We start from the raw sequence: 21,244 nt of genomic DNA on the forward strand, positions 1-21,244 counted from the left end.
TAGGGGGGACTGACTTCCCCCTTCCGCGTGGCTGCCGCCGCGCCCTGCCTCGTTGCCCATGGCCCGTATCCCCGACGCTTTCATCGACGACCTGCTGGCCCGCTCCGACATCGTCGAGGTGGTGGGCAGCCGCGTGCCGTTGAAGCGCCAGGGCAAGGAGTACGCCGCGCGCTGCCCGTTCCATGACGAACGCTCGGCCTCCTTCACCGTCTCGCCGACCAAGCAGTTCTATCACTGCTTCGGCTGCGGCGCGCACGGCACGGCCATCAGCTTCCTGATGAACTACGACCGCCTCGAATTCCTCGACGCGGTGGATGAACTGGCCAAGCGTGCCGGCATGGAAGTGCCGCGCAGCGAGAACCCGCGCAGCGCCCAACAGCAGGATGACAGCCGCGAGCTGTACTCCGCGCTGGACGCGGCAACCAAGTTCTTCCAGAAGAACCTGGAAGGCAGCGAGAAAGCCCGCAGCTACCTCGATGGCCGCGGCGTGGATGAAGAGAACCGCGCACGCTTCCAGATCGGCTATGCACCTGATGGCTACAGCGGCCTGCGCGACGCACTGGGCAAGGACGAGCGGCGGATGAAGCTGCTCGACCGCGCTGGCCTGTTCTCCAAGAACGACCGCGGCCACGTCTACGACAAGTTCCGCGACCGGGTGATGTTCCCGATCTTCGACCGCCGTGGCCGGGTGATCGCCTTCGGCGGGCGCGTGTTCGAGAAGGACGACGGCCCCAAGTACCTCAACTCGCCCGAGACCGCGCTGTTCCACAAGGGCCGCGAGCTGTACGGCCTGTGGCAGGTGCGCCAGGCCAACCAGAAGATCGAGCGCTTGATCGTGGTCGAGGGCTACATGGACGTGGTCTCGCTGTTCCAGTTCGGCGTCACCCAAGCGGTGGCGACGCTGGGCACGGCAACCACGCCGGACCATGCCGAGCTGCTGTTCCGCAACGCGCCGGACGTGTTCTTCTGCTTCGATGGCGACGCCGCCGGCCGCCGCGCCGGCTGGAAGGCGCTGGAATCGGTGCTGCCACGCATGAAGGACGGCCGCCAGGCCTTCTTCCTGTTCCTGCCCGACGGCGAAGACCCGGACAGCATCGTGCGCAAGGAAGGCGCCGAGGCCTTCGACGAACGCTTGAAGCAGGCCACGCCGCTGTCGCAGTTCTTCTTCGACGAGCTGACCCGCGAGATCAACCTGGGCACGCTGGACGGCAAGGCACGGCTGGCCGAGCGCGCCAAGCCGATGCTGGCGCAGATTCCCGATGGTGCCTTCGGCGACCTGATGAAGCAGCAGTTGGCGCAGCTGACCGGCCTGGGCGGCAACGCGCAGGCGGGCCGGCCGCAGATGCCGCAACGCGCCGCTCCGCGCACGATCCAGCCGGCGGCCAAGCGCAGCCTGGTGCGCGGTGCGATTGCCGTCCTGCTGCAGCAGCCATCGCTGGCCCTGACCCTGGGCGGCAAGCACCACTTCCAGGGCCTGCGCCTGCCCGGCGTGGAGTTGCTGCTGGAACTGCTGGGCTTGGTCGAACAGCGCCCGGACATCAGTACCGGCGCCCTGCTGGAGCATTTCGACGGCCGCGAAGAACAGGCCTCGCTGCACACCTTGGCCGCGCAGACGCTGGCGGGCGATGAAGCGATGTGGACGGTGGAACTGCATGATGCGGTCGGCCAGCTGGAGAAGCAGTTGCTGTTCCAGCGGATCGATGACCTCAACGCCAAGCAGCGACAACAGGGTCTGGACGATACTGACAAGTACGAGATGCGCGAGCTGCTGAAGGCACGCGCCAATCTGCGCCTGTAGCGGCAGAACACATCCCCGGAGAGAGCATGCTGCTGCGCCTGACCTGCCTGCTGTTGTTGTCGCTCTGCCCGATCCTGCCGGCCTGGGCTGCGGACCCCGCCCTTGCTGAAGTCCGGCCCGGCCTCTACGCCGGCGGCCAGCCCACGGCCCCGCAACTGCGCCAACTGGCTGCACAAGGCGTGCGCACGGTGATCGACCTGCGCCAACCCGACGAAGATCGCGGCTTCGATGAAACACGCGAGGCCGAAGCGCTGGGCCTGCGCTATGTACGCATTCCTGTGGCCGGTGCCGAGGGCCTGGATGCCGCCAATGTGCGCGCCGTGCACCAAGCGCTGCAGCAGAGCCACGGGCCGGTGCTGCTGCACTGCGCTTCCGGCAACCGCGCCGGTGCCGTGCTCGGCCTGGTCAACGCACGCTACGAACACGCCAGCCCGGAACAGGCGCTGCAGCTGGGCCAGCGAGCCGGCCTGAAGTCGTTGGAAGCAGCCACCCGCGAGCGTCTGGCGATCCCTTCTCCCACCCCCTGATTCCCGGGGTAATCCCCCCGCACCAAGGAGCCCATCCACCATGACCCGCTGGTGGTCGCGCCTGCGACCGGACAACTTCACCCTCGCCCTGTTATGCACCGTCGGCCTGGCCTCGCTGCTGCCGATGAAAGGCGCCGCCGCCCTGGTGCTCGACGATGTCACCACCGTCGCCATCGCAGCGCTGTTCTTCCTGCACGGCGCGCGCCTGCCGCGCGAATCGATCATCGGCGGCATGCTGCACTGGCGCCTGCACCTGACGATCCTCGCCTGCACCTTCATCCTTTTCCCGCTGCTGGGGCTGTTGTTCAAGCCGTTGTCAGGCTGGCTGCTGACGCCTGAGCTGTACCTGGGCGTGCTGTTCCTGTGCACCCTGCCCTCCACCGTGCAGTCCTCCATCGCGTTCACTTCGATGGCGCGCGGCAACGTGCCGGCGGCCGTGTGCAGTGCTTCGCTGTCGAGCATCCTCGGCGTGTTCCTCACGCCCCTGCTGCTGACCGCGCTGGCCGGTACCTCCGGCGGCGTGCACGACCCGCTGCATGCCATCGGCGGCATCATGCTGCAGCTGCTGGTGCCGTTCGTGGCCGGCCACCTGCTGCGCCCGTGGATCGCCGGCTGGGTGGAGAAGCAGCGCGCGCTGCTGCGCTACACCGACCAGGCCACGATCCTGCTGGTGGTGTACTCGGCATTCGGCGAAGCGGTTACCGAGGGGTTGTGGAGCAAAACGCCGCTGCTGTCGCTGTTCGCGGTGGCGGTGGTGGCGGCGGTGCTGCTGGGCATCGCGATGCCGCTGATCACCTTCATCGCCCGCCGCCTGCGCTTCAACCGCGAAGACGAGATCGCCATCGTGTTCTGCGGCTCGAAGAAGAGCCTGGCCACCGGCGTTCCGATCGCCAAGGTGCTGTTCGCCGGCGGCAGCCTCGGCGCGATCGTGCTGCCGGTGATGATCTACCACCAGATCCAGCTGATCGTCTGCGGCGTGATCGCGCAGAGATACGCGCGGCGCAAGCCCTGACGCTGCGGAGCATCGCCGGGCCATGCCCGGCGGCTCCGCCCGCTACAACCAGGGCAGGATCCAGTGGTCCACCAGCAGGAAGGCGAACAGCGCCATCAGGTAGACGATGGAGTAACTGAACATCTTCATGGAGAACAGCTCGTCCGGCGGGTTGAGCATGCGCCAGGCGTACCAGAGGAACACCGCGTTGAGCACGATCGCCCCGCCCAGGTAGAACGCTCCGCTCATGCCAACCAGGTACGGCAGCAGGCAGACCAGCGCCAGCACCACCGAGTACGCCATGATCTGCTTGCGGGTGTGCACCACGCCATGGGTGACCGGCAGCATCGGGATTTCCGCCTTGGCGTAATCCTCGCGACGGAAGATCGCCAGCGCCCAGAAGTGCGGCGGCGTCCAGATGAAGATGATCAGCACCAGCAGCGACGAGTACGCCCAGTCCGACTGACCCTGCATGCCGGTCACCGCGGCCCACCCCAGCATCGGCGGCATCGCACCGGCCAGACCACCGATGACGATGTTCTGCGAGGTCGCACGTTTCAGGTAGACGGTGTAGATCACCGCATAGCCGATCAGCGACGCGAAGGTCAGCACCGCGGTGATCCAGTTCACCCACAGCACCAGGATCGCCATCGACAGCACGATCAGCACGCCGGCGAACACCAGCACCTGCCACGGCTTGACCTTGCCCACCACCAGCGGACGCCACGAGGTGCGCGCCATCTGCGCGTCGATGTGCGCATCCAGCAGCTGGTTGATGGCTGCAGCGGCGGACGCGGCAAGCCAGATGCCGAGGAAGCCGAGCACGCCGGCACGCACCTGCTCCCAGCTGGGCACGCCGGGAATGGCCAGGACCATGCCGACCAGTGCGGTGAAGACGATGAGGGCGACGACCTTGGGCTTGGTCAGATCCCAGTACTGGCGATAGTTGGAAAACATGGGATCAGTCCGGGGCACGCAGGCGGGCCAGCAGGCTGACCAATACGAACAACAGGGCAACGGCAACGCCGTTGTGCGCCACTGCCACTTCCAGCGGCAGCGCCAGCTTCACGTTGAGGATGCCGAGGGTGACCTGCAGCACCAGCAGCGCGACCAGGGCCGAAGCCCAGCCGCGCATGCTCGGCAGCCGGAACAGGCGCAGGCCCAGCCACAGGAGGTAAACGGCAACGACGATGGCAAACAGGCGGTGGGCCATCTGGATGGCGATGCGCGAGGCACCGTCGAGCACGCCGCCTTCGTAATCCACACCGATACCGCGCCACAGGGTGAAGCCCTCGGCGAAGTTGTGCTGTGGCCACCACTGGTTGGCACAGCGCGGGAAGTTGTCCAGCGAGGCGCTGCCGCCGCCGCAGGCCAGCGCCGCGTAGTTGGCGCTGACCCAGCCACCGAGCGCGATCTGGGTGACCAGCACCGCCACGCCAATGCGCAGCAGCCACTTCAGCTTCGGCGCCTCGGCCAGGGTGATCGGCATGTGCGTGGCACGCCAGGCCATCCACACCAGCAGGCCGAACATCAGCATGCCGCCCAGCAGATGGCCCATCACCACGATCGGCTTGAGCAGCAGGGTCACCGTCCACATGCCCAGCAGGGCCTGGAAGATCACCACCGCCAATGTCAGCAGCGCAGCGCGCGCCAGGTCGATGTTGCTCCAGCGCAGCGCCGCGATCAGCAGGATGGCCTCACCGACCAGCGCCAGCGCGCTGGCGGTTTCATGCCAGCCCATCATGTACAGCGGTATGCCCGCGGCCACCAGCACGCAGGCGGTAACCACCGCCGTGCTTCCGAAACGCCGCTTGCGCGTGGCCAGCAGGGCCAGGGTCAGGATCTCGATGCCGAGCGCGCCGGCCAGGAAGCGGTGCACCTGCTCCCGCCAGGCCTTGTGTGTTTCCAGCGGACGGATCTCCGCTGCCGGGTGGCCGATGGTCTCTTCCACGTGCTGCGGCCAGGTTGCCTGCCCATAGCAGGTCGGCCAGTCCGGGCAGCTCAGGCCGGCATCGGACAGGCGCACGAAGGCACCGAACATGATCGTGCTCGCGGTCATGATCATGGCGAACCACGCCAGGCGGTGGAAATTGCGGTGCAGCGCCGGACGCGCGGAAAGGCTCATCAAACGGGACTCACTTCAGTTTCAGCAACGTGGCCATGTCCTTGCGCAGACCGCCGAGATCGCTCCCGGGGGCATGACGCATGATCACGAAGCCGTTCGGATCGATCACGTAGACCGGCAGACCCGCCGGATCATCGACGCCGGGCAGCGCCGCGCGCAGGGCTGGCGACGGGGCCAGCGGCCGCAGCGCGGGCAGCGAGGCGATCGACGCCGGTGGCGTTCCCAGCCACAGGATCTCGACATTATCGGCGTTATGGCCGAACAGCTGCCACACCTTGCCCAGTCCCTGCGACAAAGTGACGCACTGCGCGTCGCAGGCACCGGCCGGGGCCACCAGCAGGCGCCACGTGCGCGCCTCGGGATTCCAGGGGTAGGCTGCGCCATTGGCCAGCGTTGGCGGTTGCTGGCGCAGATCCACCGGCGGCTTCAGCAATTGCCCGCTGTTGCGGTGCGCGGTCGGCTGCCAACCGGAGAAACGCAGGAGGGCGGCCAGCGCCATCGCCCCGAAGAAAACGGCGAACAGCAGCACCAGGGTCCGGCGGCCGTTGCCGCGCGCCTGCGGGGAGGTAGCAGTGTTCATTCAGGGCATTTTCTCATGGTTGGGAAAGGGATGCCGGCCAGCGGCCGGCACTACCGGGCAACGGGCCGTCTTCTGCGCCATTCCAGTAGCAGCGCCACCACCAGCACGGTCAGCGCCAGCCCGAACCACTGCACGGCGTAACCCAGGTGGCGCTGCGGCGGCAGCGTGTTCGGCAGCAGGTCGAGATCGCGCTCATCGCCGAACGGCAGCGCCGGGTCCAGCCGCAGCACGCGCTCGGGCAACGATGGCAGGCCCAGTGCCGCAGCCAGGCCATCGGCGGGAAGGCGACTGGCCAGCCAGCGCCCTGCAACATCGGTGGTAGTGAACGCCGGCCCCAGCGCCAGCCCGGACGAAGGGGGCGGCGCCAGCAGGCCTCGCACGGCCACCGGTGACGGCGGTGCCGGCACCACCGGCAACCTGCGGTCCGGCGGCAGCGCGCGCCAACCCAGGTCCACCAGCAACACGCTGCCCGCATCGCTGCGGAACGGACGATAGATCTTCACTCCGGCGCGGCCGTGGCGGGTCTGGTTGTCCAGCAGCACCACGCCCGGCAGGAAGCGACCGTGATCGGCCACGCCATGCAGCGCGCCCTGCGCCGCCAGCGCCTGCGCCAACGGCAGCGCCTGCGCCACGGCTGGCCCCTGTGCATCCAGCAACGCCTGCTTGGCCTGCATCCGCTGCAGCTGCCACAGCCCCAGCAGGGTGAATCCGGCCATCGCCAGCAACGCCATCAGCCAGCCGATCAGGCGCGTGTGCTGGCGCATCATGACAAGTCCGCGCAAACGCGGTCAGATAGGCACATCCACCCTGCCCTCGAGCCGCGCATGAGTGATTCGCTGAAGACCCTGCTGGTAATCGCGTTTCTGATCGTCATCGTCTGGAATCTGGGCGCCGGCCTGTATTACCTGCTGGTGGACCGCGGCCAGACCAAGCGCACGGTCAATGCACTGACCCGCCGCATCGGAGTGTCGGTGGCGTTGATCGTACTGGTGATCGTGAGCATCTACATGGGCTGGATCAAACCGCACGGCATCGGCGGCTGACGCTCCATCAGGCCAGGCAGCGCCGGCGGCTGACGCTGCCGACGCCTGCGCGGTCAAAGCACGTAGACGAACAGGAACAGCATCAGCCACACCACGTCGACGAAGTGCCAATACCACGCGGCCGCTTCAAAGCCGAAATGATTGTCGCGGGTGAAGTGTCCCTTCGCCGACCGCAGCCACATCACGATCAGCATGATCGTGCCCAGCAGCACGTGTGCGCCGTGGAAGCCGGTCAGCATGAAGAAGGTCGAACCGTAGATGCCCGAGCCGAGCGTCAGGTTCAGTTCCTTGTAGGCGTGGATGTACTCCTCGGCCTGCAGGGTCAGGAAGCCCAGGCCGAGCAGCACGGTCAGGCCCAGCCAGATCAAGAGCTGGCGGCGGTTGCCCGCCTTCAGCGCATGGTGGGCGATGGTCAGGGTCACGCCCGAGGTCAGCAGGATCAGCGTATTGATCAGCGGCAGGCCCCAGGCGGGGATCGTCTGGAACGCGCCACCGATCGCTGCCGGGCCATTGGTCGGCCAGCCGGCCGAGTAGCCCTGCCATAGCAGCTCGTTGGTCATCACCCCGCGCCCTTCGCCGCTCAACCACGACAGGCCGAGGTGGCGGGTGTAGAACAGGGCACCGAAGAAGGCACCGAAGAACATCACTTCGGAGAAGATGAACCAGACCATTCCCATCCGGAACGAACCATCCACCTGCCGGTTGTAGTTGCCGGCCTGCGACTCGCGCACCACATCGCTGAACCACCAGAACAGGGTCAGCACCAGCATCGCCACGCCGATGTAGAAGGTCCAGCGGCCCCAGCTGGCGTCATTGAGCCAACTGGCCACGCCGACCATGGTCACCATCATCGCGATGGAACCGACGAACGGCCACTTGCTCTGGGCCGGGACGAAGTACACGTTGGCGTCGGTAGGTGTCTGGGCCATGGTCGGTATCCGGGTCAGGGAGCAGCGTGGGCGCCTTCCGACGTGGCGGCGGGCGCCAGCCGATCGGACAACGCATCGTTGCGGTAGAAGGTGTAGGACAAGGTGATCGTGCGGATTTCCGGTGGCAGGTCCGGGTCGACGATGAAGCGCACCGGCATGTCACGCTTCTCGCCGGCCTGCAGGGTCTGCGCAGTGAAGCAGAAGCACTCGGTCTTGCTGAAGAACCCGGAGGCGCGTGCCGGCGCCACCGACGGCACCGCGCTGCCGACCACGGCCTGCTGGCTGTCGTTGCGGGCGAAGTACAGCGCCTCGTTGAGCTCGCCAGGCACCACATCCATGGTCAGCTGCTCGGGATGGAACGACCACGGCAGCCGCGAATTGACGCCACCATCGAATTCCACCCGCACGGTGCGCTTGCCGGTGGCAGCACCGGTACTGGCTTCGTTGCCCGGGCCACGTTCCAGGCGCACGCCGAATACCTTCTCGCAGGCGATGCGATACAGCGGTACCAGCGAGAACGTCAGCAGGAACACCACCACCGCAACGCCGATCAGGCGCGGCAGGCCGGCGCTGCGTGACGGAGCGGTGGCCGGTGTTTCGCTCATCGACCGATCACGCCGCTGAGGATGAAGCCGACGTACACCAGCACGGCGATCGCGCCCACCCACAGCGCGGTGCGCTTGGCGCGCTGGCGCTGCTCCGCATAAAGCGGCGCGGTGCCCGGCCGCTGGCCTGGCGATGCGCTTGCGGCCACGCGTGGCTCGGCTCTGGCCGGGGTGATCGGGCTCTCGTTATGCATCCATCACCTCAATGACCGATATCGTCGTGGGCCAGGTCACCCGGGCGGATGGTCGGCGGCGTGGTGAAGGTGTGCGCCGGTGCCGGCGACGGCAGCGTCCACTCCAGGCCGCGGGCGCCTTCCCAGGAGCGGGCCTCGGCCTTCTCGCCGTTGCGCAGCGAGGACAGCAGGATCGCAGCCATCATGAACGGCGTGGCGAACATGCCGAACGCACCGATCGAGCTGATCAGGTTCCAGTCGGCGAACGCCACCGAGTAATCGGGGATGCGGCGCGGCATGCCGGCCAGGCCCAGGAAATGCTGCGGGAAGAACAGCAGGTTGACGAACACGATCGACCACCAGAAGTGCACCTTGGCCCACTTCTCGCTGTACATGCGCCCGGTCCACTTCGGCCACCAGTAGTACACCGCCGCGATCAGCGCGAACACCGCGCCGGTCACCAGCACGTAGTGGAAGTGGGCGACCACGAAGTAGGTGTCGTGATACTGGAAGTCGGCGGCCACGATCGCCAGCATCAGGCCGGAGAACCCACCGATGGTGAACAGGATGACGAACGCCACCGACCACAGCATGGGGGCTTCGAACGTCAGCGAACCGCGCCACATCGTGCTGACCCAGTTGAACACCTTCACCCCGGTCGGGATCGAGATCAGCATGGTGGCGAACATGAAGTAGATCTCACCGCCCAGCGGCATGCCCACGGTGAACATGTGGTGGGCCCAGACGATGAACGACAGGAACGCGATCGCGGCGGTGGCGTAGACCATCGCCTGGTAGCCGAACAGCGGCTTGCGGCTGAAGGTCGGGATGATCTCGCTGACCACGCCGAAGGCGGGCAGGATCATGATGTAGACCTCGGGATGGCCGAAGAACCAGAAGATGTGCTGGAACATCACCGGGTCGCCACCACCGGCCGCATTGAAGAAGCTGGTGCCGAAGAACTTGTCGGTCAGCAGCATCGTCACCGCACCGGCCAGCACCGGCATCACCGCGATCAGCAGGAACGCGGTGATCAGCCAGGCCCAGCAGAAGATCGGCATCTTCAGCAGGTCGATGCCGGGCGCGCGCATGTTCAGCACCGTGGCGATGATGTTGATCGCGCCCATGATCGAACTGATGCCGGCCACGTGGATGGCGAACACGGTGAACGCCACGTTGTAGCCGCCCTGCAGCGACAGCGGCGGGTACAGCGTCCAGCCACCGGCCGGCGCGCCACCGGGCAGCAGGAAGGTCAGCAACAGCAGGCTGAAGGCCACCGGCAACAGCCAGAACGACCAGTTGTTCATGCGCGGCAGCGCCATGTCCGGCGCGCCGATCTGCAGTGGGATCATCCAGTTGGCCAGGCCGACGAAGGCCGGCATCACCCCGCCGAAGATCATCACCAGCGCGTGTACGGTGGTCAGCTGGTTGAAGATTTCCGGACGGATGTACTGGATGCCGGGCTGGGCCAGTTCCAGGCGGATCAGCACGCTCATGAACGCGCCGATGACGAACATGATGAAGCTGAAACCCAGGTACAGCGTGCCGATGTCCTTGTGGTTGGTCGAGAAGAACCAACGCTCGAAGAAGCTCTGCGGGTGATGGTGATCGTCGTGCCCAACTGCCGAGTGCGCCATTGCAAAACACCTCTCAGGATCGGTTGTCGCCGCAGCCGCGATACGGCCGCGGGCAGTTACATCAGGCTCCGCTGGCCGCCGCCGCAGGCGTGTTGCCGGCCTCGGCGGCTGCCGGTGCCGCCGGCTGTGCCGGCGTTTCACTGGCAGGTGCGGTGGGCGCGGTGGGTTCGGCGGGCGCGGCAGGGGCTGCCGGTGCAGGCGCCGGTTTGCGCTGCGCCAGCCACTGCTTGAATTCTTCCTTGGACACCGCCTCGACCACGATCGGCATGAAGCCATGGTCCTTGCCGCACAGCTCCGCGCACTGGCCGCGGTAGACGCCGGGCTGCTCGATGCTGGTCCAGGCTTCGTTGATGAAGCCGGGAATGGCGTCCTGCTTCCAGCCCAGCGCCGGCACCCACCAGGCGTGGATCACATCGTCGGAGGTGATGACGAAGCGCACCTTGGTGTCCACCGGCAGTACCAGCCGGTTGTCGACATCCAGCAGGTAGTGCGGATGGCTCTCGCGGGTCGGCACCTTGCCACTCTGCCGCATGCGGTCGGACTCGCGGTCCAGGCGGCTGGTGAAGGTCACGTTCTCGCCCAGGTACTCGTACTTCCACATCCACTGGTAGCCGGTGACCTTGACCGTCATCTCGGCATCGCGGGTGTCGTACATCTTGATCAGGTTGGCCGTGGCCGGCCACGCCATCACCACCAGGATGATCACCGGGATCACCGTCCAGATGACTTCGGCCTTGGTGTTGTGGCTGAACGTGGCAGCGACCGCACCCTTGGACTTGCGGAACTTGAACATCGCGTAGGCCATCGCACCGAACACGATTACGCCGATCACCGTACAGACGATCAGCGAAAGGTTGTTCGATTCCCAGGCCAGGCGCGAGGTCTGGGTCACCCCCTTGCCCATGTTCAGCTGCCACGGTTTTGGATCGGCCGCCTGGGCCAGCGCCGTCCCCGGCATCGACAGCAGGGCCCCCATCGCGGCGGCCATTGCAACGCACTTCGTGCCCCACCCTCTGCTTTGCTTCATTGCCTAGACCCTTAGCGTCGTCGGTTGCCGCCATCGCTGGCGGCGAGCAAATCTTCAAGCGTTTCAACAAGCGTTTGACGTTCGGCCGGCGCGAGGAAACTCCCCACCTCCACCTGCCGGCCGCTGGATGCCAACCGGACCCTCGCATCGTCGGTGAGCAGGCGCACCCAATGCGGATGAGCCCGGAACACCGGCGATCCACCGGGCACGGGGATGACCTCCACGCACGCCGGCACTACCCGGATTTCCTCCTGCCGTTCACCACTGCGCCACAACGCGCGCAACGCAGCTGCCAGCAACAGGCTGTACAGCAGCGCGAACAGGGGGGCGAATGCATTGCCGGCCACCCACCCGAAGGCGGACACCAGCCACATCACTCCCGACAACACAGCAAACAACAGGACGAACTGCCGGGCATCGAGCGCCCGTGGGGGACGCAGTCGCAGCTGCGTACCTGACCCATCCGGAGCTGTAAGCACCTCGATCATGTCGCAACCGCGTTCCTGCCGCGGGAAACGTCTCGATGGTAGCCCTGCCCTCTCGCCGGTAGCAAGGGTGCATTCACACTTTTTCCGATGCTGCAATACAGCATGGGCCCAGCGGCATGAATGACGAATTCGGCACAAAAAGGCCCGACTTTGCTGAACACGCTGAATCCACCACCGCTAGTGGCTATCAGCATTCATGAAGGTGGCTGCGCGGGCCTTCCTGAAGTCGAAAAAATGATTAAAATCGCCAAGTTTTCCACTGGCCGGACCGGCATGAACGCACCCTCCTCTCCCCTTGCCGCCAGCGACGCCCCGCGTCCCTCGGCGCTGCTGTCGCCGGAACTGCCGGCGTCCCCCAACCCGTTCCGCCAGGCCATCACCGATGCCTGGCTGAAGGACGAGGCCAGCCATGTGCGCGAACTGCTGGAGCAGGCACGCCTGCCGGCCGACGAGCAGGCCAGGGTGCAGGCGCTGGCCGCCGACCTGGTCGCCCGCGTGCGTGTGCGCGCCAAGGACCAGGGCGCGATCGAAGCCTTCATGCGCCAGTACGACCTGGGCAGCGAGGAAGGCGTGCTGCTGATGTGCGTGGCCGAAGCGCTGCTGCGCATTCCGGACCAGGAGACCGCCGACAAACTGATCCGCGACAAGCTGGCCGATGCCGACTGGGAAAAGCACCTGGGCGGCAGCGACTCGGTGCTGGTAAACGCCTCCACCTGGGGCCTGATGCTGACCGGCAAGCTGGTGCAGATGAACGACGCCACCCGCGCCGATGCGCCCAGCGCGTTCAAGCGCCTGGTCGGCCGCGTCGGTGAGCCGGTGGTACGCCTGGCCGTGCGCCAGGCGATGAAGATCATGGGCCACCAGTTCGTCATGGGCCGCACCATCGGCGAAGCGCTGGCACGCTCGCACAAGGGCGACAGCGCCAGCTACCGCTACTCGTTCGACATGCTCGGCGAAGGCGCGCTGACCATGAAGGACGCCCTGCGTTACCTGGAAGACTACCGTCGTGCGATCCACGCCATCGGCGGTGACCACAAGGCACGCGGTGGCCGTGCCGATGGCGACGTCAACAACGCACCGGGCATCTCGATCAAGCTGTCGGCGCTGTACCCGCGCTACGAGCACGCCAAGCGCGCGCGCGTGCTGAAGGACCTGGTCCCCGGCGTGCTGGAACTGGCGCAGCTGGCCAAGAGCTACGGCATCGGCTGCACCGTCGACGCCGAAGAGTCCGATCGCCTGGAATTGTCGCTGGACATCATCGAGCAGGTGTTCGGCGATGCCTCGCTGGCCGGCTGGGATGGCTTCGGCGTGGTCGTGCAGGCTTACCAGAAGCGTACGCCGTACACGATCGACCACCTGGCCGACATGGCGCGCCGCGCCGGTCGTCGCCTGCAGGTGCGCCTGGTCAAGGGTGCCTACTGGGACGCCGAGATCAAGCGTGCGCAGATCGAAGGCTATGCCGGCTACCCGGTGTTCACCCGCAAGCAGAACACCGACGTGTCCTACCTGGCGTGTGCCAAGCGCCTGTTCACCCATGCCGACGCGATCTACCCGATGTTCGCCACGCACAACGCGCACACCATCGCCGCAGTGCGCAGCATCGCCAACGGCGGCGTCTACGAGCACCAGAAGCTGCACGGCATGGGCGATGACCTGTACGCCGAAGTAGTGCCGGCCGATCGCCTTGGCCTGCCCTGCCGCGTGTACGCGCCGGTCGGCTCGCATGAAGACCTGCTGCCGTACCTGGTGCGTCGCCTGCTGGAAAACGGCGCCAACTCCAGCTTCGTCAACCGCATCACCGACGAGCGCGTGCCGATCGCCGACCTGGTCCGCGATCCGGTCGAGATGGTGTCCTCGTTCGAATCGATTCCGCATCCCAAGATCCCGCTGCCGGTTGACCTGCTGCGCAGCCAGAACCACGACAGGAAGAACTCCATGGGCGCCAACCTCGCCAACGACAACGAACTGCGCGCCCTGGCCGAGCAGCTCAACGCTGCAGTGAACCCCTGGCAGGCCGCACCGCTGGTGCCCGGCGCGAACCCGACCGGTGCCTCGCTGCCGGTGACCAACCCGGCCGACACCCGTGAAGTGGTCGGCCAGTGGCAGGCCGCCGATGCCGCCATCGTGCAGAAGGCGCTGGCCAATGCCGTGGCTGCGCAGCCGGGCTGGAACCGCACCCCAGCCGCCAGCCGCGCCGCCATCCTCGAGCACGCCGCCGACCAGCTGGAAGCGCGCATGCCCGAGTTCATGGCGCTGTGCGTGAAGGAAGCCGGCAAGAGCCTGCCCGACGGCATCGCCGAAGTACGCGAAGCCGTGGATTTCCTGCGCTACTACGCCAAGCAGGCACGCGAGCAGTTCAGCCACGCCGAGAAGCTGCCCAGCCCGACCGGTGAATCCAACGAACTGCAGCTGCATGGCCGCGGCGTGTTCGTCTGCATCAGCCCGTGGAACTTCCCGCTGGCGATCTTCCTGGGCCAGGTGGCTGCCGCACTGGCCGCCGGCAACAGCGTGATCGCCAAGCCGGCCGAGCAGACCAACCTGATCGGCTACTACGCAGTGAAGCTGCTGCACGATGCCGGCGTGCCGGCTGACGTGGTGCAGTACCTGCCGGGCGATGGCGCCACCGTCGGTGCTGCGCTGACCGCCGACCCGCGCGTGGCCGGCGTGGCCTTCACCGGCTCCACCGACACGGCCCGTGCGATCAACCGCGCGATGGCTGCACGTGATGCCGCCATCGGCGTGCTGATCGCCGAAACCGGCGGTCAGAACGCCTTCATCGCCGACTCCTCGGCACTGCCGGAACAGCTGGTCAAGGACGCGATCGGTTCGGCCTTCACCTCGGCCGGCCAGCGCTGCTCGGCCGCGCGTGTGCTGTTCGTGCAGGACGACATCGCCGACAAGGTGATGACCATGCTGGCCGGTGCGATGAAGGAACTGAAGGTCGGCAACCCCGGCCTGCTGTCCACCGACGTCGGCCCGGTGATCGACGCCGATGCACTGAAGACCCTGCAGGACCACGCCGCGCGCATGGACCGCGAAGCGCGCCTGATCGCTGCGGCCGAGCTGTCCGCCGAAGCGGCCAACGGCACCTTCTTCGCACCGCGTGCGTACGAGCTGAAGGACCTGGGCCAGCTGCAGAAGGAAATCTTCGGGCCGGTCCTGCACGTGATCCGCTGGAAGGGCGACCAGCTCGACGCGGTGATCGACCAGATCAACGCCACCGGTTATGGCCTGACCCTGGGTGTGCATTCGCGCATCGACGAAACGGTCGACCGCATCAGCAACGGCGTCCACGTCGGCAACGTCTACGTCAACCGCAACCAGATCGGTGCGGTGGTCGGCGTGCAGCCGTTCGGCGGCCAGGGCCTGTCCGGCACCGGCCCCAAGGCCGGCGGCCCCCACTACCTGCTGCGCTTTGCCACCGAAAAGACGGTGACGGTGAACACCACCGCGGCCGGCGGCAACGCCTCGCTGCTGACCCTGGGCGACTGATCCCAGGCGTCATGCAGTAAACGAAAAACCCCCCGAAAGCGGGGGTTTTTTGTACGGTTGCGGTAGCGCCGGGCCATGCCCGGCGACCATCACGCCACCACACTGAACCGGTTGTCCGCACGCCTCACCAATTCCTCCAGCACCCGCGCGATACGCATCTCCAGGTCGCCTTCCAGCAGCACGTACGCCACTCCTCGCGCCTGCAACTGCTGCAGATACCACGTGTGTTGGCGCATGCGGAATTCCTCGCCCACACGCGTCCCATCCTGCTCGAACGGGATATCCGGGGCGCACAGGAACAGCAGGTCGTACGCACGCGCCGCGGCCCGCTGCAGTGGTTCTGGCGCAGTGCCGAACATCCAGCCGCTGTAGCCCAGCGTCACCAACGGCGTGGTATCGCAGAACACCCAGCGATGCGCATACTGCGCAGCCTGGTCCTCGTGCTGCAGCTGGGTCGCAGCGATGCGCAGCAGATCCTGCGCCTGCAGCTCGCCGCCCTGCTGCTCCCACAACGTACGCCCGAACTCCGGCACCCATGCCGTACCCAGCCGCTCGGCCAGCACCCGCGCCAGCGTGCTCTTGCCCGTGGACTCACCGCCGATGAAGGCCACCCGCTGCACATGGTCGGCATAGACCGACCGGCTCAGGCCCTGTCGATGCGCATGCGGATCGGCGCGCAGTTCGGTACCACTGGCCTGACCGATGTCGGTCGAACGCTCCAGCCGATGGTGCTGCACCGGCGCATTGAAATGCTGCGCCAGGGCTGCAGCGAAACCATCGCCGTAGTCTTCGCCGGTGAAAACAGCCTGCACCGGTCCGCCAAACAACGCCACGCACAGCCATGCGGTGAACGCGCGTTGCACCTGCTCACTGTCCTTGTCCTGCGGCAGCGCACGTACGGGAACACCCTGTTGCCTGCACAACGCCGCCAGCCGCGCATCATCCAGCACCGCCACCGTCGCCTGCGGGAAGCGCGCGCGCAGCCAACGCTCGCGCCGCGCCGCGCTGTAGCCGGCAAAGCCCGGCTGCGACCAGCCGATCACCAGCAGCTGGGTGCAGCGGGCAGAAGCAAATTCGATCAGGCGCTCATGGCCGAGATGCAACGGGCAGAACTTGCCGACCACCAACCCGCGCGGTACCCGCTCAGGCAATGCCATCGCTCGCCCCGCCCGTATCCGCTTCGGCGCGCATCAGGTGCCGCCAGTGACGCAGCGCCACCAGCGCGTTGATCCAGAAACCGACGTACAGGATCGAGGTCAGGTGCAGCCCGCGGCTGTAGTACAGCGGCACCGCGATGGTGTTGACCAGCAGCCACACCCACCACGATTCCAGCTTGCGCCGCATCATCAGGATCTGTGCGATCACGCTCAGCACCAGCACCGCCGAGTCGATGTAGGGCGCATACGCATTGGTCAGCCGGGTCAGCATCCAGCCGTAACCGAAGGTCGCCAGCACCGCCAACGGCAGCAGCCAGCTCCACGCGCGTGCTGGCAAGCGGGTGATGGGCAACGGCGCGCCATGGTCACCACGCAGCCACTGCCACCAACCGAGCACGCTGATGACCACGAAGAAGAACTGCAGGACCATGTCCGCGTACAGGTGCGAGCGCTCGAACACGGCGGCGAACAAGGCGCAGCCGACGATCCCCAGCCACCACGTATGCACGTTGTTGCGGCCGGCCAGCAGGATCGAGCCGGCGACGGCGATATTGGCAGCCAGCTCCAGCTGGAAGTTCGGGTCGGACAGGTTCATCGCGCTATTGTCGCGTAGATCCACGCCCCGCGGGATTGAGCCAGTAGATCCACGCCATGCGTGGATGCGTCCCCGAAAATGGAAAGGCCCCGCTTGCGCGGGGCCCTCCATGTACTGCTTCAGGCAATCGCCGGAATCAGAACTTGTACTGCATCGACGCAGCCAGCACGTCGCCGCTGACCTTGTACTTGCCGGTCACGGTGTTGGCCGTGGCCGAGGTCGAGCTGATATTCGGATCCTTGGTGAACAGGTGGGTGTAGCCCACGCTGTATTCCATCTTGTCCGACGCGGCGTAGGTCATGCCCAGCGACAGCCACTTGCGGGTGGTGTCCGGCACGCGCACGTCGCGGTGGGCGTCGGTGGTCGGGGTCTGGTCATAGGCCAGGCCGCCACGCAGGGTCAGCTTGTCGTTCACGCGATAATCGGTACCGATCGACGCGAAGGTGGTGTCGCGGTAGTGGAACGGCAGCACGCTGTCGGGCTGGTTGGAGTCGTAGTCGACGCGCACTTCATCGAACTTGCTCCAGGCCGTGCGGGTGACTTCGGCCATGATCTGCCACTGGTCGTTCACGCGGTGGGTGAAGCCAACCGTCGCGCTGGCCGGCAGCGTGATGGTCGCCCGGCCATTGCTGTCGACGAAGGTGCCCGGAGCGGCCTGGCGCAGGAACGCCTCCGCAGCCGGCGTCATGGTGAAATCAGCCTTGCCGTCGGTGATCTTGTGCTCGACTTCCGAGCGGTAGCTGAAAGCGATGTTGGTGCCTTCCACCGGGGTGACGGTCATACCCAGGGTGTAGCCGACGGACACCTCGTCACCCTTGATGCGCAGGTAGCCATCAGCGGTGCCGGGCGAGAAGCCGAGCTGGGCGGCCTGACGGGCCGCGGCCTGCGAAGCCGCCGCTGCCTGGGCCTGGGTGCCACCGGCCGCCAGGACGCGCGCGGCAGCGGTGCGCTGGGCGCTGGCGTTGATGGCGGTACCGCCGTCGACGACACTGGTCAGGTCGACATTCAGGCGCTCAGCGAAGACCGACGCACCGAACGACAGGTACGGGTTGACGTCATAGGAGAACGCCGCACCCAGGTCGATGGCCTGCAGCTCGGTCTTGACGCCGTTGTAGCGGCCGACCCAGTCGCGGTCGTATTCGGTCTTGAAGCCGAACGGCACGGTCAGCGACACGCCGAAATGCATGTTGTCGTTTTCGCCGAACGGGACGTGGAAATAGGCCGCCGGAACCGGGGCGATCATGCCGGCGTCGCCGCCGTTGCCGCCGGAAATCGGCGCGCCGTTACTGTAGCGGCCTTCGCCGCGGAACTTGGCGCCGAAGCTGATGGCGCTGACATCGCCCTGCACCACGGTGCCGTCGAGCAGGCGCATGGAGGCCGGGTTGGTGGCGATGACCGAGGCGTCGCCTTCGGTCGAGGTGGAACCAGCGAAGGCGCGGCCCAGGCCCTTGGCGCTGTTTTCCTTCAGCTGGAAGGCGGCGGCATTGGCGTCGGCGGCGGCCAGCGCACCGGCAACGCCGACGGCCAGCAGGGTCAGGCGGGCAATGGTGGAAGCAGTTTGCATCGTAGTTCTCTCTCCGGTAAGCGGTGATGGTGCTCTAAGTGCGCCTGCGCCCGTCAGGCCGGATGGCCTTTCGAAGCGCGCCGGATTCCCCTCCCGACATACGACGCCGTATGCGAGTATTACCCAGAGCCGTTAATGAAACAATAACAGCGCTGGCGCTTTCTTCGTCGCAAAAGCTGAACAGGCTCCCTCCCCGCCAAAGCGCCCGCACGCTAGGCTAGTGCCATGTTTGTCTCCCTCCCCTCGCGCAAGAAGGCGACCCTGCGCTGGGCTACACCCGTGCTGTTTGCGGCACTGTGGCTGGCATTCCTGTGGTCGATCTCGCGCCCGGACGATGCCCGCGGAAGCCTGTGGCTGGACTGGGGCGCCCTGTCCACCGGCCTGACCCACCCGCTGGACTGGTGGGCCACGCTGCAGGACGGCAGCGTGCTGCGCCTGTTCACCGCCCTGTTCCTGCACGCCGACTGGTCGCACCTGCTGGGCAACCTGGTGTTCCTGCTGATCTTCGGCCTGCCCGCCGAGCGGGTGCTGGGCCCGTGGCGGTTGCTGCTGCTGTTCCTGGTGGGCGGGGCGATCTCCAACCTGGTCGCGATCTACACCATGGGCAGCCCGGACCAGATCATCATCGGCGCCAGCGGTGCGGTGTCGGCTTTGATCGGTGCCTATCTGGCGCTGTTCCCCGGCGCGCGACTGGGCGTGGTGATCCCGTTGGGGCTGTTCCTGGAGTTCGTGCGCGCCCCGGCCTACCTGCTGATTGGTGTGTGGGCGGCGCTGCAGGTGGTGTTCGCCTACATCGGCCCGACCTTCGGCATGGTCGCCTGGTGGGCGCACATCGGGGGCTTCGTGTTCGGCGTGGTGTACGGCATGTACGTACGCGCGGCGATCGCGCGGCGTCTGCGCAAGCGGCACGGGTTCTAGCGTCCGCTTGCTGCATTCTGCGAAGCGCCCGAGCCATGGTCGGGCGGTGTCCGCTCATCAGTCGATCATGGCTCGACGCTACGCGATCAAGGCTTGGCCGGGATCTCTGCAGGCTTTGCTTCGGGCTTTGCTTCCGGCTTCGCTTCAGCCTTGGGCTCCGCCTTCGGTGCAGGCTTGGCGGCGGCCTTTGCTGCCCTGTCCGCTTCGGCCTTCGCAGCTTCTGCCTTCAAGCGCGCCGCAACCGAACCCGGGTTCTTCAGTTCGGCCAGTGCATCGTTGATCGGACCATCGCCCGGCAACACGGCGCCTGCGTGGTAGCCCTCGGTACCTTCCTCGTCACCGCGCAGGTGGCCCGGCAGCGTCGCTTCACTGTAGTCACTCAGGCTGGCCGGCAATGCTTCGTCTTCCGGACGCGGTGCTGCCTTCAGTTCCACTTCCGGCACGATACCGGTGGCCTGGATCGATTTACCGCTGGGTGTGTAGTAGCGCGCCGTGGTCAGCTTCACCGAATCGCCGTTGTCCAGCGGCAGCACGGTCTGCACCGAGCCCTTGCCGAAGGTGCGGCTGCCGATCACGCGCGCGCGCTGGTTGTCGCGCAGTGCGCCGGCCAGCACTTCCGATGCACTGGCCGAACCGGCATCGACCAGCACCACCACCGGCGCGCCCTTCAGCAGGTCGCCCGGGGTTGCGTCGAAGCGTGCATCGCTGATGCTGATGCGGCCGCGGGTGCTGACGATGTTGCCCTTGTCGAGCAGATCATCGGCCACCTGCACCGCAGCGGTCAGCAGACCACCCGGATTGCTGCGCAGATCCAGCACCAGCCCCTTGAGGTTGCCGCCGGACTGCTTCTGCAGCTGCTGCAGGTGCTTCTGGAAATCAGAGCCGGTGTCGGCCTGGAACGTGCTCAGGCGGATGTAGCCATAACCCGGTTCCAGCAGGCGGCTGCGCACGCTGGTCACGCGGATCGTCTGCCGGGTCAGGCTGACGTCGAAGGGCTTGGGCCTGCCGTCGCGGACGATGGTCAGCACCACCTTGCTGCCGGCCGGGCCGCGCAGCGGTTCGCTGGCATCGATCGCGCTGATCGGCTTGCCATCGATGGCGATGATCAGGTCGCCGGCGAGGATGCCGGCCTTGGCCGCCGGCGTGTCGTCGATCGGCGAGATCACCTTCATGCTGGCGTTGTCCGGCTGCTGCTGCAGCTCCACGCCGATGCCTTCATAGGCGCCATTGGCCTGTTCGTCGAATGCCTCGGCATCTTCCTTGTTGAAGTAGGTGCTGTGCGGATCGAGGTCGAGCAGCAGGCCGCGCACCGCCGACTGCATCAGCTTGTTGTCATCGACCGGATCGACATAGGCCGCGCGCACCGCGTTGTACACGGCCACGAAGCGCCGGATGTCGTCCAGCGGCACCTTCGAGGTCACCGCCTCCTCGCTGCTTGCCGCCTTCCCGGGAGTTTCCTTCAACGGGACCGGGGCGGTCTGCTGTGCCCAGGACAGGGCCGGCAACAGAGCCAGCAAGAGGGTGGCGGTACGGGCTGCGCGCATGGATCACTCCTGTCGACGATGGCATCGTGCCCAAGGCACATGCACCGATTA

At 66.6% G+C, this 21,244-nt stretch carries 20 protein-coding genes; 6 read left to right on the forward strand and 14 right to left on the reverse strand.

The annotated features are described in order from the left end of the window. Positions 1 to 58 precede the first annotated feature (58 nt). From dnaG to TEP_RS17755, 3 genes are read left to right on the forward strand one after another with little or no spacing between them, the layout of a single operon-like run. Entirely contained in the window at positions 59 to 1,798 is a 1,740-nt protein-coding gene (dnaG, locus tag TEP_RS17745) for a DNA primase (RefSeq protein WP_025878279.1), read from the forward strand. A 26-nt stretch (positions 1,799 to 1,824) separates the two neighbouring features. Further along, positions 1,825 to 2,325 (forward strand): protein tyrosine phosphatase family protein, encoded by a 501-nt coding sequence (locus TEP_RS17750; RefSeq protein ID WP_132826158.1) that lies wholly within the window; start codon positions 1,825 to 1,827, stop codon positions 2,323 to 2,325. 40 nt (positions 2,326 to 2,365) lie between these two features. Next, a complete protein-coding gene (locus TEP_RS17755) occupies positions 2,366 to 3,337 on the forward strand; it encodes a bile acid:sodium symporter family protein (RefSeq protein WP_132826159.1) in 972 nt (323 codons plus the stop codon). Positions 3,338 to 3,379: 42 nt separating this feature from the next. Here the strand turns inward: TEP_RS17755 and cyoE are convergent, their stop codons facing one another. From cyoE to TEP_RS17775, 4 genes are read right to left on the reverse strand one after another with little or no spacing between them, the layout of a single operon-like run. After that, the gene (gene cyoE / locus TEP_RS17760) at positions 3,380 to 4,273 is read right to left on the reverse strand and encodes a heme o synthase (protein ID WP_132826160.1); all 894 of its coding nucleotides are present in this window, start codon (positions 4,271 to 4,273) and stop codon (positions 3,380 to 3,382) included. A 4-nt stretch (positions 4,274 to 4,277) separates the two neighbouring features. Then, positions 4,278 to 5,441: a COX15/CtaA family protein gene (locus tag TEP_RS17765; RefSeq protein WP_132826161.1), complete on the reverse strand. Its 1,164-nt coding sequence runs from the start codon at positions 5,439 to 5,441 to the stop codon at positions 4,278 to 4,280. Between the two features lie 10 nt (positions 5,442 to 5,451). Further along, positions 5,452 to 6,021 carry a hypothetical protein gene (locus tag TEP_RS17770; protein ID WP_032975628.1) on the reverse strand — a complete coding sequence of 190 codons (570 nt, stop codon included), beginning with the start codon at positions 6,019 to 6,021 and terminating at the stop codon, positions 5,452 to 5,454. A 50-nt stretch (positions 6,022 to 6,071) separates the two neighbouring features. Then, positions 6,072 to 6,788, reverse strand: a complete 717-nt coding sequence (locus TEP_RS17775; RefSeq protein WP_132826162.1) for an SURF1 family protein — start codon at positions 6,786 to 6,788, stop codon at positions 6,072 to 6,074. A 57-nt stretch (positions 6,789 to 6,845) separates the two neighbouring features. Between TEP_RS17775 and TEP_RS17780 the strand changes: the two genes are divergently transcribed. Further along, positions 6,846 to 7,064: a twin transmembrane helix small protein gene (locus tag TEP_RS17780; RefSeq protein ID WP_010484233.1), complete on the forward strand. Its 219-nt coding sequence runs from the start codon at positions 6,846 to 6,848 to the stop codon at positions 7,062 to 7,064. Positions 7,065 to 7,117: 53 nt separating this feature from the next. Here TEP_RS17780 and TEP_RS17785 read toward each other — a convergent pair whose 3' ends face one another. From TEP_RS17785 to TEP_RS17810, 6 genes are all read right to left on the reverse strand, one after another. Next, complete coding sequence (locus TEP_RS17785; protein ID WP_025878291.1) at positions 7,118 to 7,993, reverse strand: cytochrome c oxidase subunit 3; 876 nt, start codon at positions 7,991 to 7,993, stop codon at positions 7,118 to 7,120. A 14-nt stretch (positions 7,994 to 8,007) separates the two neighbouring features. Then, positions 8,008 to 8,598: a cytochrome c oxidase assembly protein gene (locus tag TEP_RS17790; protein WP_132826163.1), complete on the reverse strand. Its 591-nt coding sequence runs from the start codon at positions 8,596 to 8,598 to the stop codon at positions 8,008 to 8,010. After that, a complete protein-coding gene (locus TEP_RS17795; RefSeq protein WP_049464333.1) occupies positions 8,595 to 8,792 on the reverse strand; it encodes a hypothetical protein in 198 nt (65 codons plus the stop codon). The genes TEP_RS17790 and TEP_RS17795 overlap by 4 nt, the downstream gene beginning before the upstream one ends. An 8-nt stretch (positions 8,793 to 8,800) precedes the next feature. Beyond that, on the reverse strand, positions 8,801 to 10,408 hold the full coding sequence (gene ctaD, locus TEP_RS17800) for a cytochrome c oxidase subunit I (protein WP_025878294.1): 1,608 nt from the start codon (positions 10,406 to 10,408) through the stop codon (positions 8,801 to 8,803). A gap of 61 nt (positions 10,409 to 10,469) precedes the next feature. Further along, positions 10,470 to 11,435, reverse strand: a complete 966-nt coding sequence (gene coxB, locus TEP_RS17805; RefSeq protein ID WP_132826164.1) for a cytochrome c oxidase subunit II — start codon at positions 11,433 to 11,435, stop codon at positions 10,470 to 10,472. A gap of 11 nt (positions 11,436 to 11,446) precedes the next feature. Continuing rightward, on the reverse strand, positions 11,447 to 11,923 hold the full coding sequence (locus TEP_RS17810) for a DUF2244 domain-containing protein (protein ID WP_093821024.1): 477 nt from the start codon (positions 11,921 to 11,923) through the stop codon (positions 11,447 to 11,449). A gap of 273 nt (positions 11,924 to 12,196) precedes the next feature. On the opposite strand from TEP_RS17810, the gene putA reads away from it, so the two are divergent. After that, positions 12,197 to 15,415 carry a bifunctional proline dehydrogenase/L-glutamate gamma-semialdehyde dehydrogenase PutA gene (gene putA / locus TEP_RS17815; RefSeq protein WP_132826165.1) on the forward strand — a complete coding sequence of 1,073 codons (3,219 nt, stop codon included), beginning with the start codon at positions 12,197 to 12,199 and terminating at the stop codon, positions 15,413 to 15,415. Between the two features lie 89 nt (positions 15,416 to 15,504). On the opposite strand, the gene TEP_RS17820 is transcribed toward putA, so the two are convergent. The 3 genes from TEP_RS17820 to TEP_RS17830 form a co-directional block, all read right to left on the reverse strand. Then, on the reverse strand, positions 15,505 to 16,572 hold the full coding sequence (locus TEP_RS17820; RefSeq protein WP_132826166.1) for an AAA family ATPase: 1,068 nt from the start codon (positions 16,570 to 16,572) through the stop codon (positions 15,505 to 15,507). Beyond that, on the reverse strand, positions 16,559 to 17,167 hold the full coding sequence (gene pnuC / locus TEP_RS17825) for a nicotinamide riboside transporter PnuC (RefSeq protein WP_132826167.1): 609 nt from the start codon (positions 17,165 to 17,167) through the stop codon (positions 16,559 to 16,561). The genes TEP_RS17820 and pnuC overlap by 14 nt, the downstream gene beginning before the upstream one ends. Before the next feature lie 136 nt (positions 17,168 to 17,303). Then, positions 17,304 to 18,731, reverse strand: coding sequence for an outer membrane protein transport protein (locus TEP_RS17830; protein ID WP_132826168.1), 1,428 nt, complete (start codon positions 18,729 to 18,731; stop codon positions 17,304 to 17,306). Between the two features lie 225 nt (positions 18,732 to 18,956). Between TEP_RS17830 and TEP_RS17835 the strand changes: the two genes are divergently transcribed. Beyond that, a complete protein-coding gene (locus tag TEP_RS17835) occupies positions 18,957 to 19,649 on the forward strand; it encodes a rhomboid family intramembrane serine protease (protein WP_025878304.1) in 693 nt (230 codons plus the stop codon). An 86-nt stretch (positions 19,650 to 19,735) separates the two neighbouring features. Here TEP_RS17835 and TEP_RS17840 read toward each other — a convergent pair whose 3' ends face one another. Then, complete coding sequence (locus TEP_RS17840; RefSeq protein ID WP_132826169.1) at positions 19,736 to 21,193, reverse strand: S41 family peptidase; 1,458 nt, start codon at positions 21,191 to 21,193, stop codon at positions 19,736 to 19,738. Positions 21,194 to 21,244 lie beyond the last annotated feature (51 nt).

Source organism: Stenotrophomonas sp. TEPEL, assembly GCF_004348785.1.
Taxonomy (GTDB): Bacteria; Pseudomonadota; Gammaproteobacteria; order Xanthomonadales; family Xanthomonadaceae; genus Stenotrophomonas; species Stenotrophomonas indicatrix.

Excerpts from the sequence above, each read along its gene's own strand:
- TEP_RS17795 (WP_049464333.1), bottom strand. The coding sequence starts at position 8,792 with ATGCATAACGAGAGCCCGATCACCCCGGCCAGAGCCGAGCCACGCGTG.
- ctaD (WP_025878294.1), bottom strand. The coding sequence starts at position 10,408 with ATGGCGCACTCGGCAGTTGGGCACGACGATCACCATCACCCGCAGAGC.
- TEP_RS17785 (WP_025878291.1), bottom strand. The coding sequence starts at position 7,993 with ATGGCCCAGACACCTACCGACGCCAACGTGTACTTCGTCCCGGCCCAG.
- TEP_RS17770 (WP_032975628.1), bottom strand. The coding sequence starts at position 6,021 with ATGAACACTGCTACCTCCCCGCAGGCGCGCGGCAACGGCCGCCGGACC.
- putA (WP_132826165.1), top strand. The coding sequence starts at position 12,197 with ATGAACGCACCCTCCTCTCCCCTTGCCGCCAGCGACGCCCCGCGTCCC.
- TEP_RS17820 (WP_132826166.1), bottom strand. The coding sequence starts at position 16,572 with ATGGCATTGCCTGAGCGGGTACCGCGCGGGTTGGTGGTCGGCAAGTTC.
- TEP_RS17780 (WP_010484233.1), top strand. The coding sequence starts at position 6,846 with ATGAGTGATTCGCTGAAGACCCTGCTGGTAATCGCGTTTCTGATCGTC.
- TEP_RS17755 (WP_132826159.1), top strand. The coding sequence starts at position 2,366 with ATGACCCGCTGGTGGTCGCGCCTGCGACCGGACAACTTCACCCTCGCC.
- TEP_RS17840 (WP_132826169.1), bottom strand. The coding sequence starts at position 21,193 with ATGCGCGCAGCCCGTACCGCCACCCTCTTGCTGGCTCTGTTGCCGGCC.
- TEP_RS17830 (WP_132826168.1), bottom strand. The coding sequence starts at position 18,731 with ATGCAAACTGCTTCCACCATTGCCCGCCTGACCCTGCTGGCCGTCGGC.
- cyoE (WP_132826160.1), bottom strand. The coding sequence starts at position 4,273 with ATGTTTTCCAACTATCGCCAGTACTGGGATCTGACCAAGCCCAAGGTC.
- coxB (WP_132826164.1), bottom strand. The coding sequence starts at position 11,435 with ATGAAGCAAAGCAGAGGGTGGGGCACGAAGTGCGTTGCAATGGCCGCC.
- TEP_RS17835 (WP_025878304.1), top strand. The coding sequence starts at position 18,957 with ATGTTTGTCTCCCTCCCCTCGCGCAAGAAGGCGACCCTGCGCTGGGCT.
- pnuC (WP_132826167.1), bottom strand. The coding sequence starts at position 17,167 with ATGAACCTGTCCGACCCGAACTTCCAGCTGGAGCTGGCTGCCAATATC.
- TEP_RS17810 (WP_093821024.1), bottom strand. The coding sequence starts at position 11,923 with ATGATCGAGGTGCTTACAGCTCCGGATGGGTCAGGTACGCAGCTGCGA.
- TEP_RS17765 (WP_132826161.1), bottom strand. The coding sequence starts at position 5,441 with ATGAGCCTTTCCGCGCGTCCGGCGCTGCACCGCAATTTCCACCGCCTG.
- TEP_RS17750 (WP_132826158.1), top strand. The coding sequence starts at position 1,825 with ATGCTGCTGCGCCTGACCTGCCTGCTGTTGTTGTCGCTCTGCCCGATC.
- dnaG (WP_025878279.1), top strand. The coding sequence starts at position 59 with ATGGCCCGTATCCCCGACGCTTTCATCGACGACCTGCTGGCCCGCTCC.
- TEP_RS17790 (WP_132826163.1), bottom strand. The coding sequence starts at position 8,598 with ATGAGCGAAACACCGGCCACCGCTCCGTCACGCAGCGCCGGCCTGCCG.
- TEP_RS17775 (WP_132826162.1), bottom strand. The coding sequence starts at position 6,788 with ATGATGCGCCAGCACACGCGCCTGATCGGCTGGCTGATGGCGTTGCTG.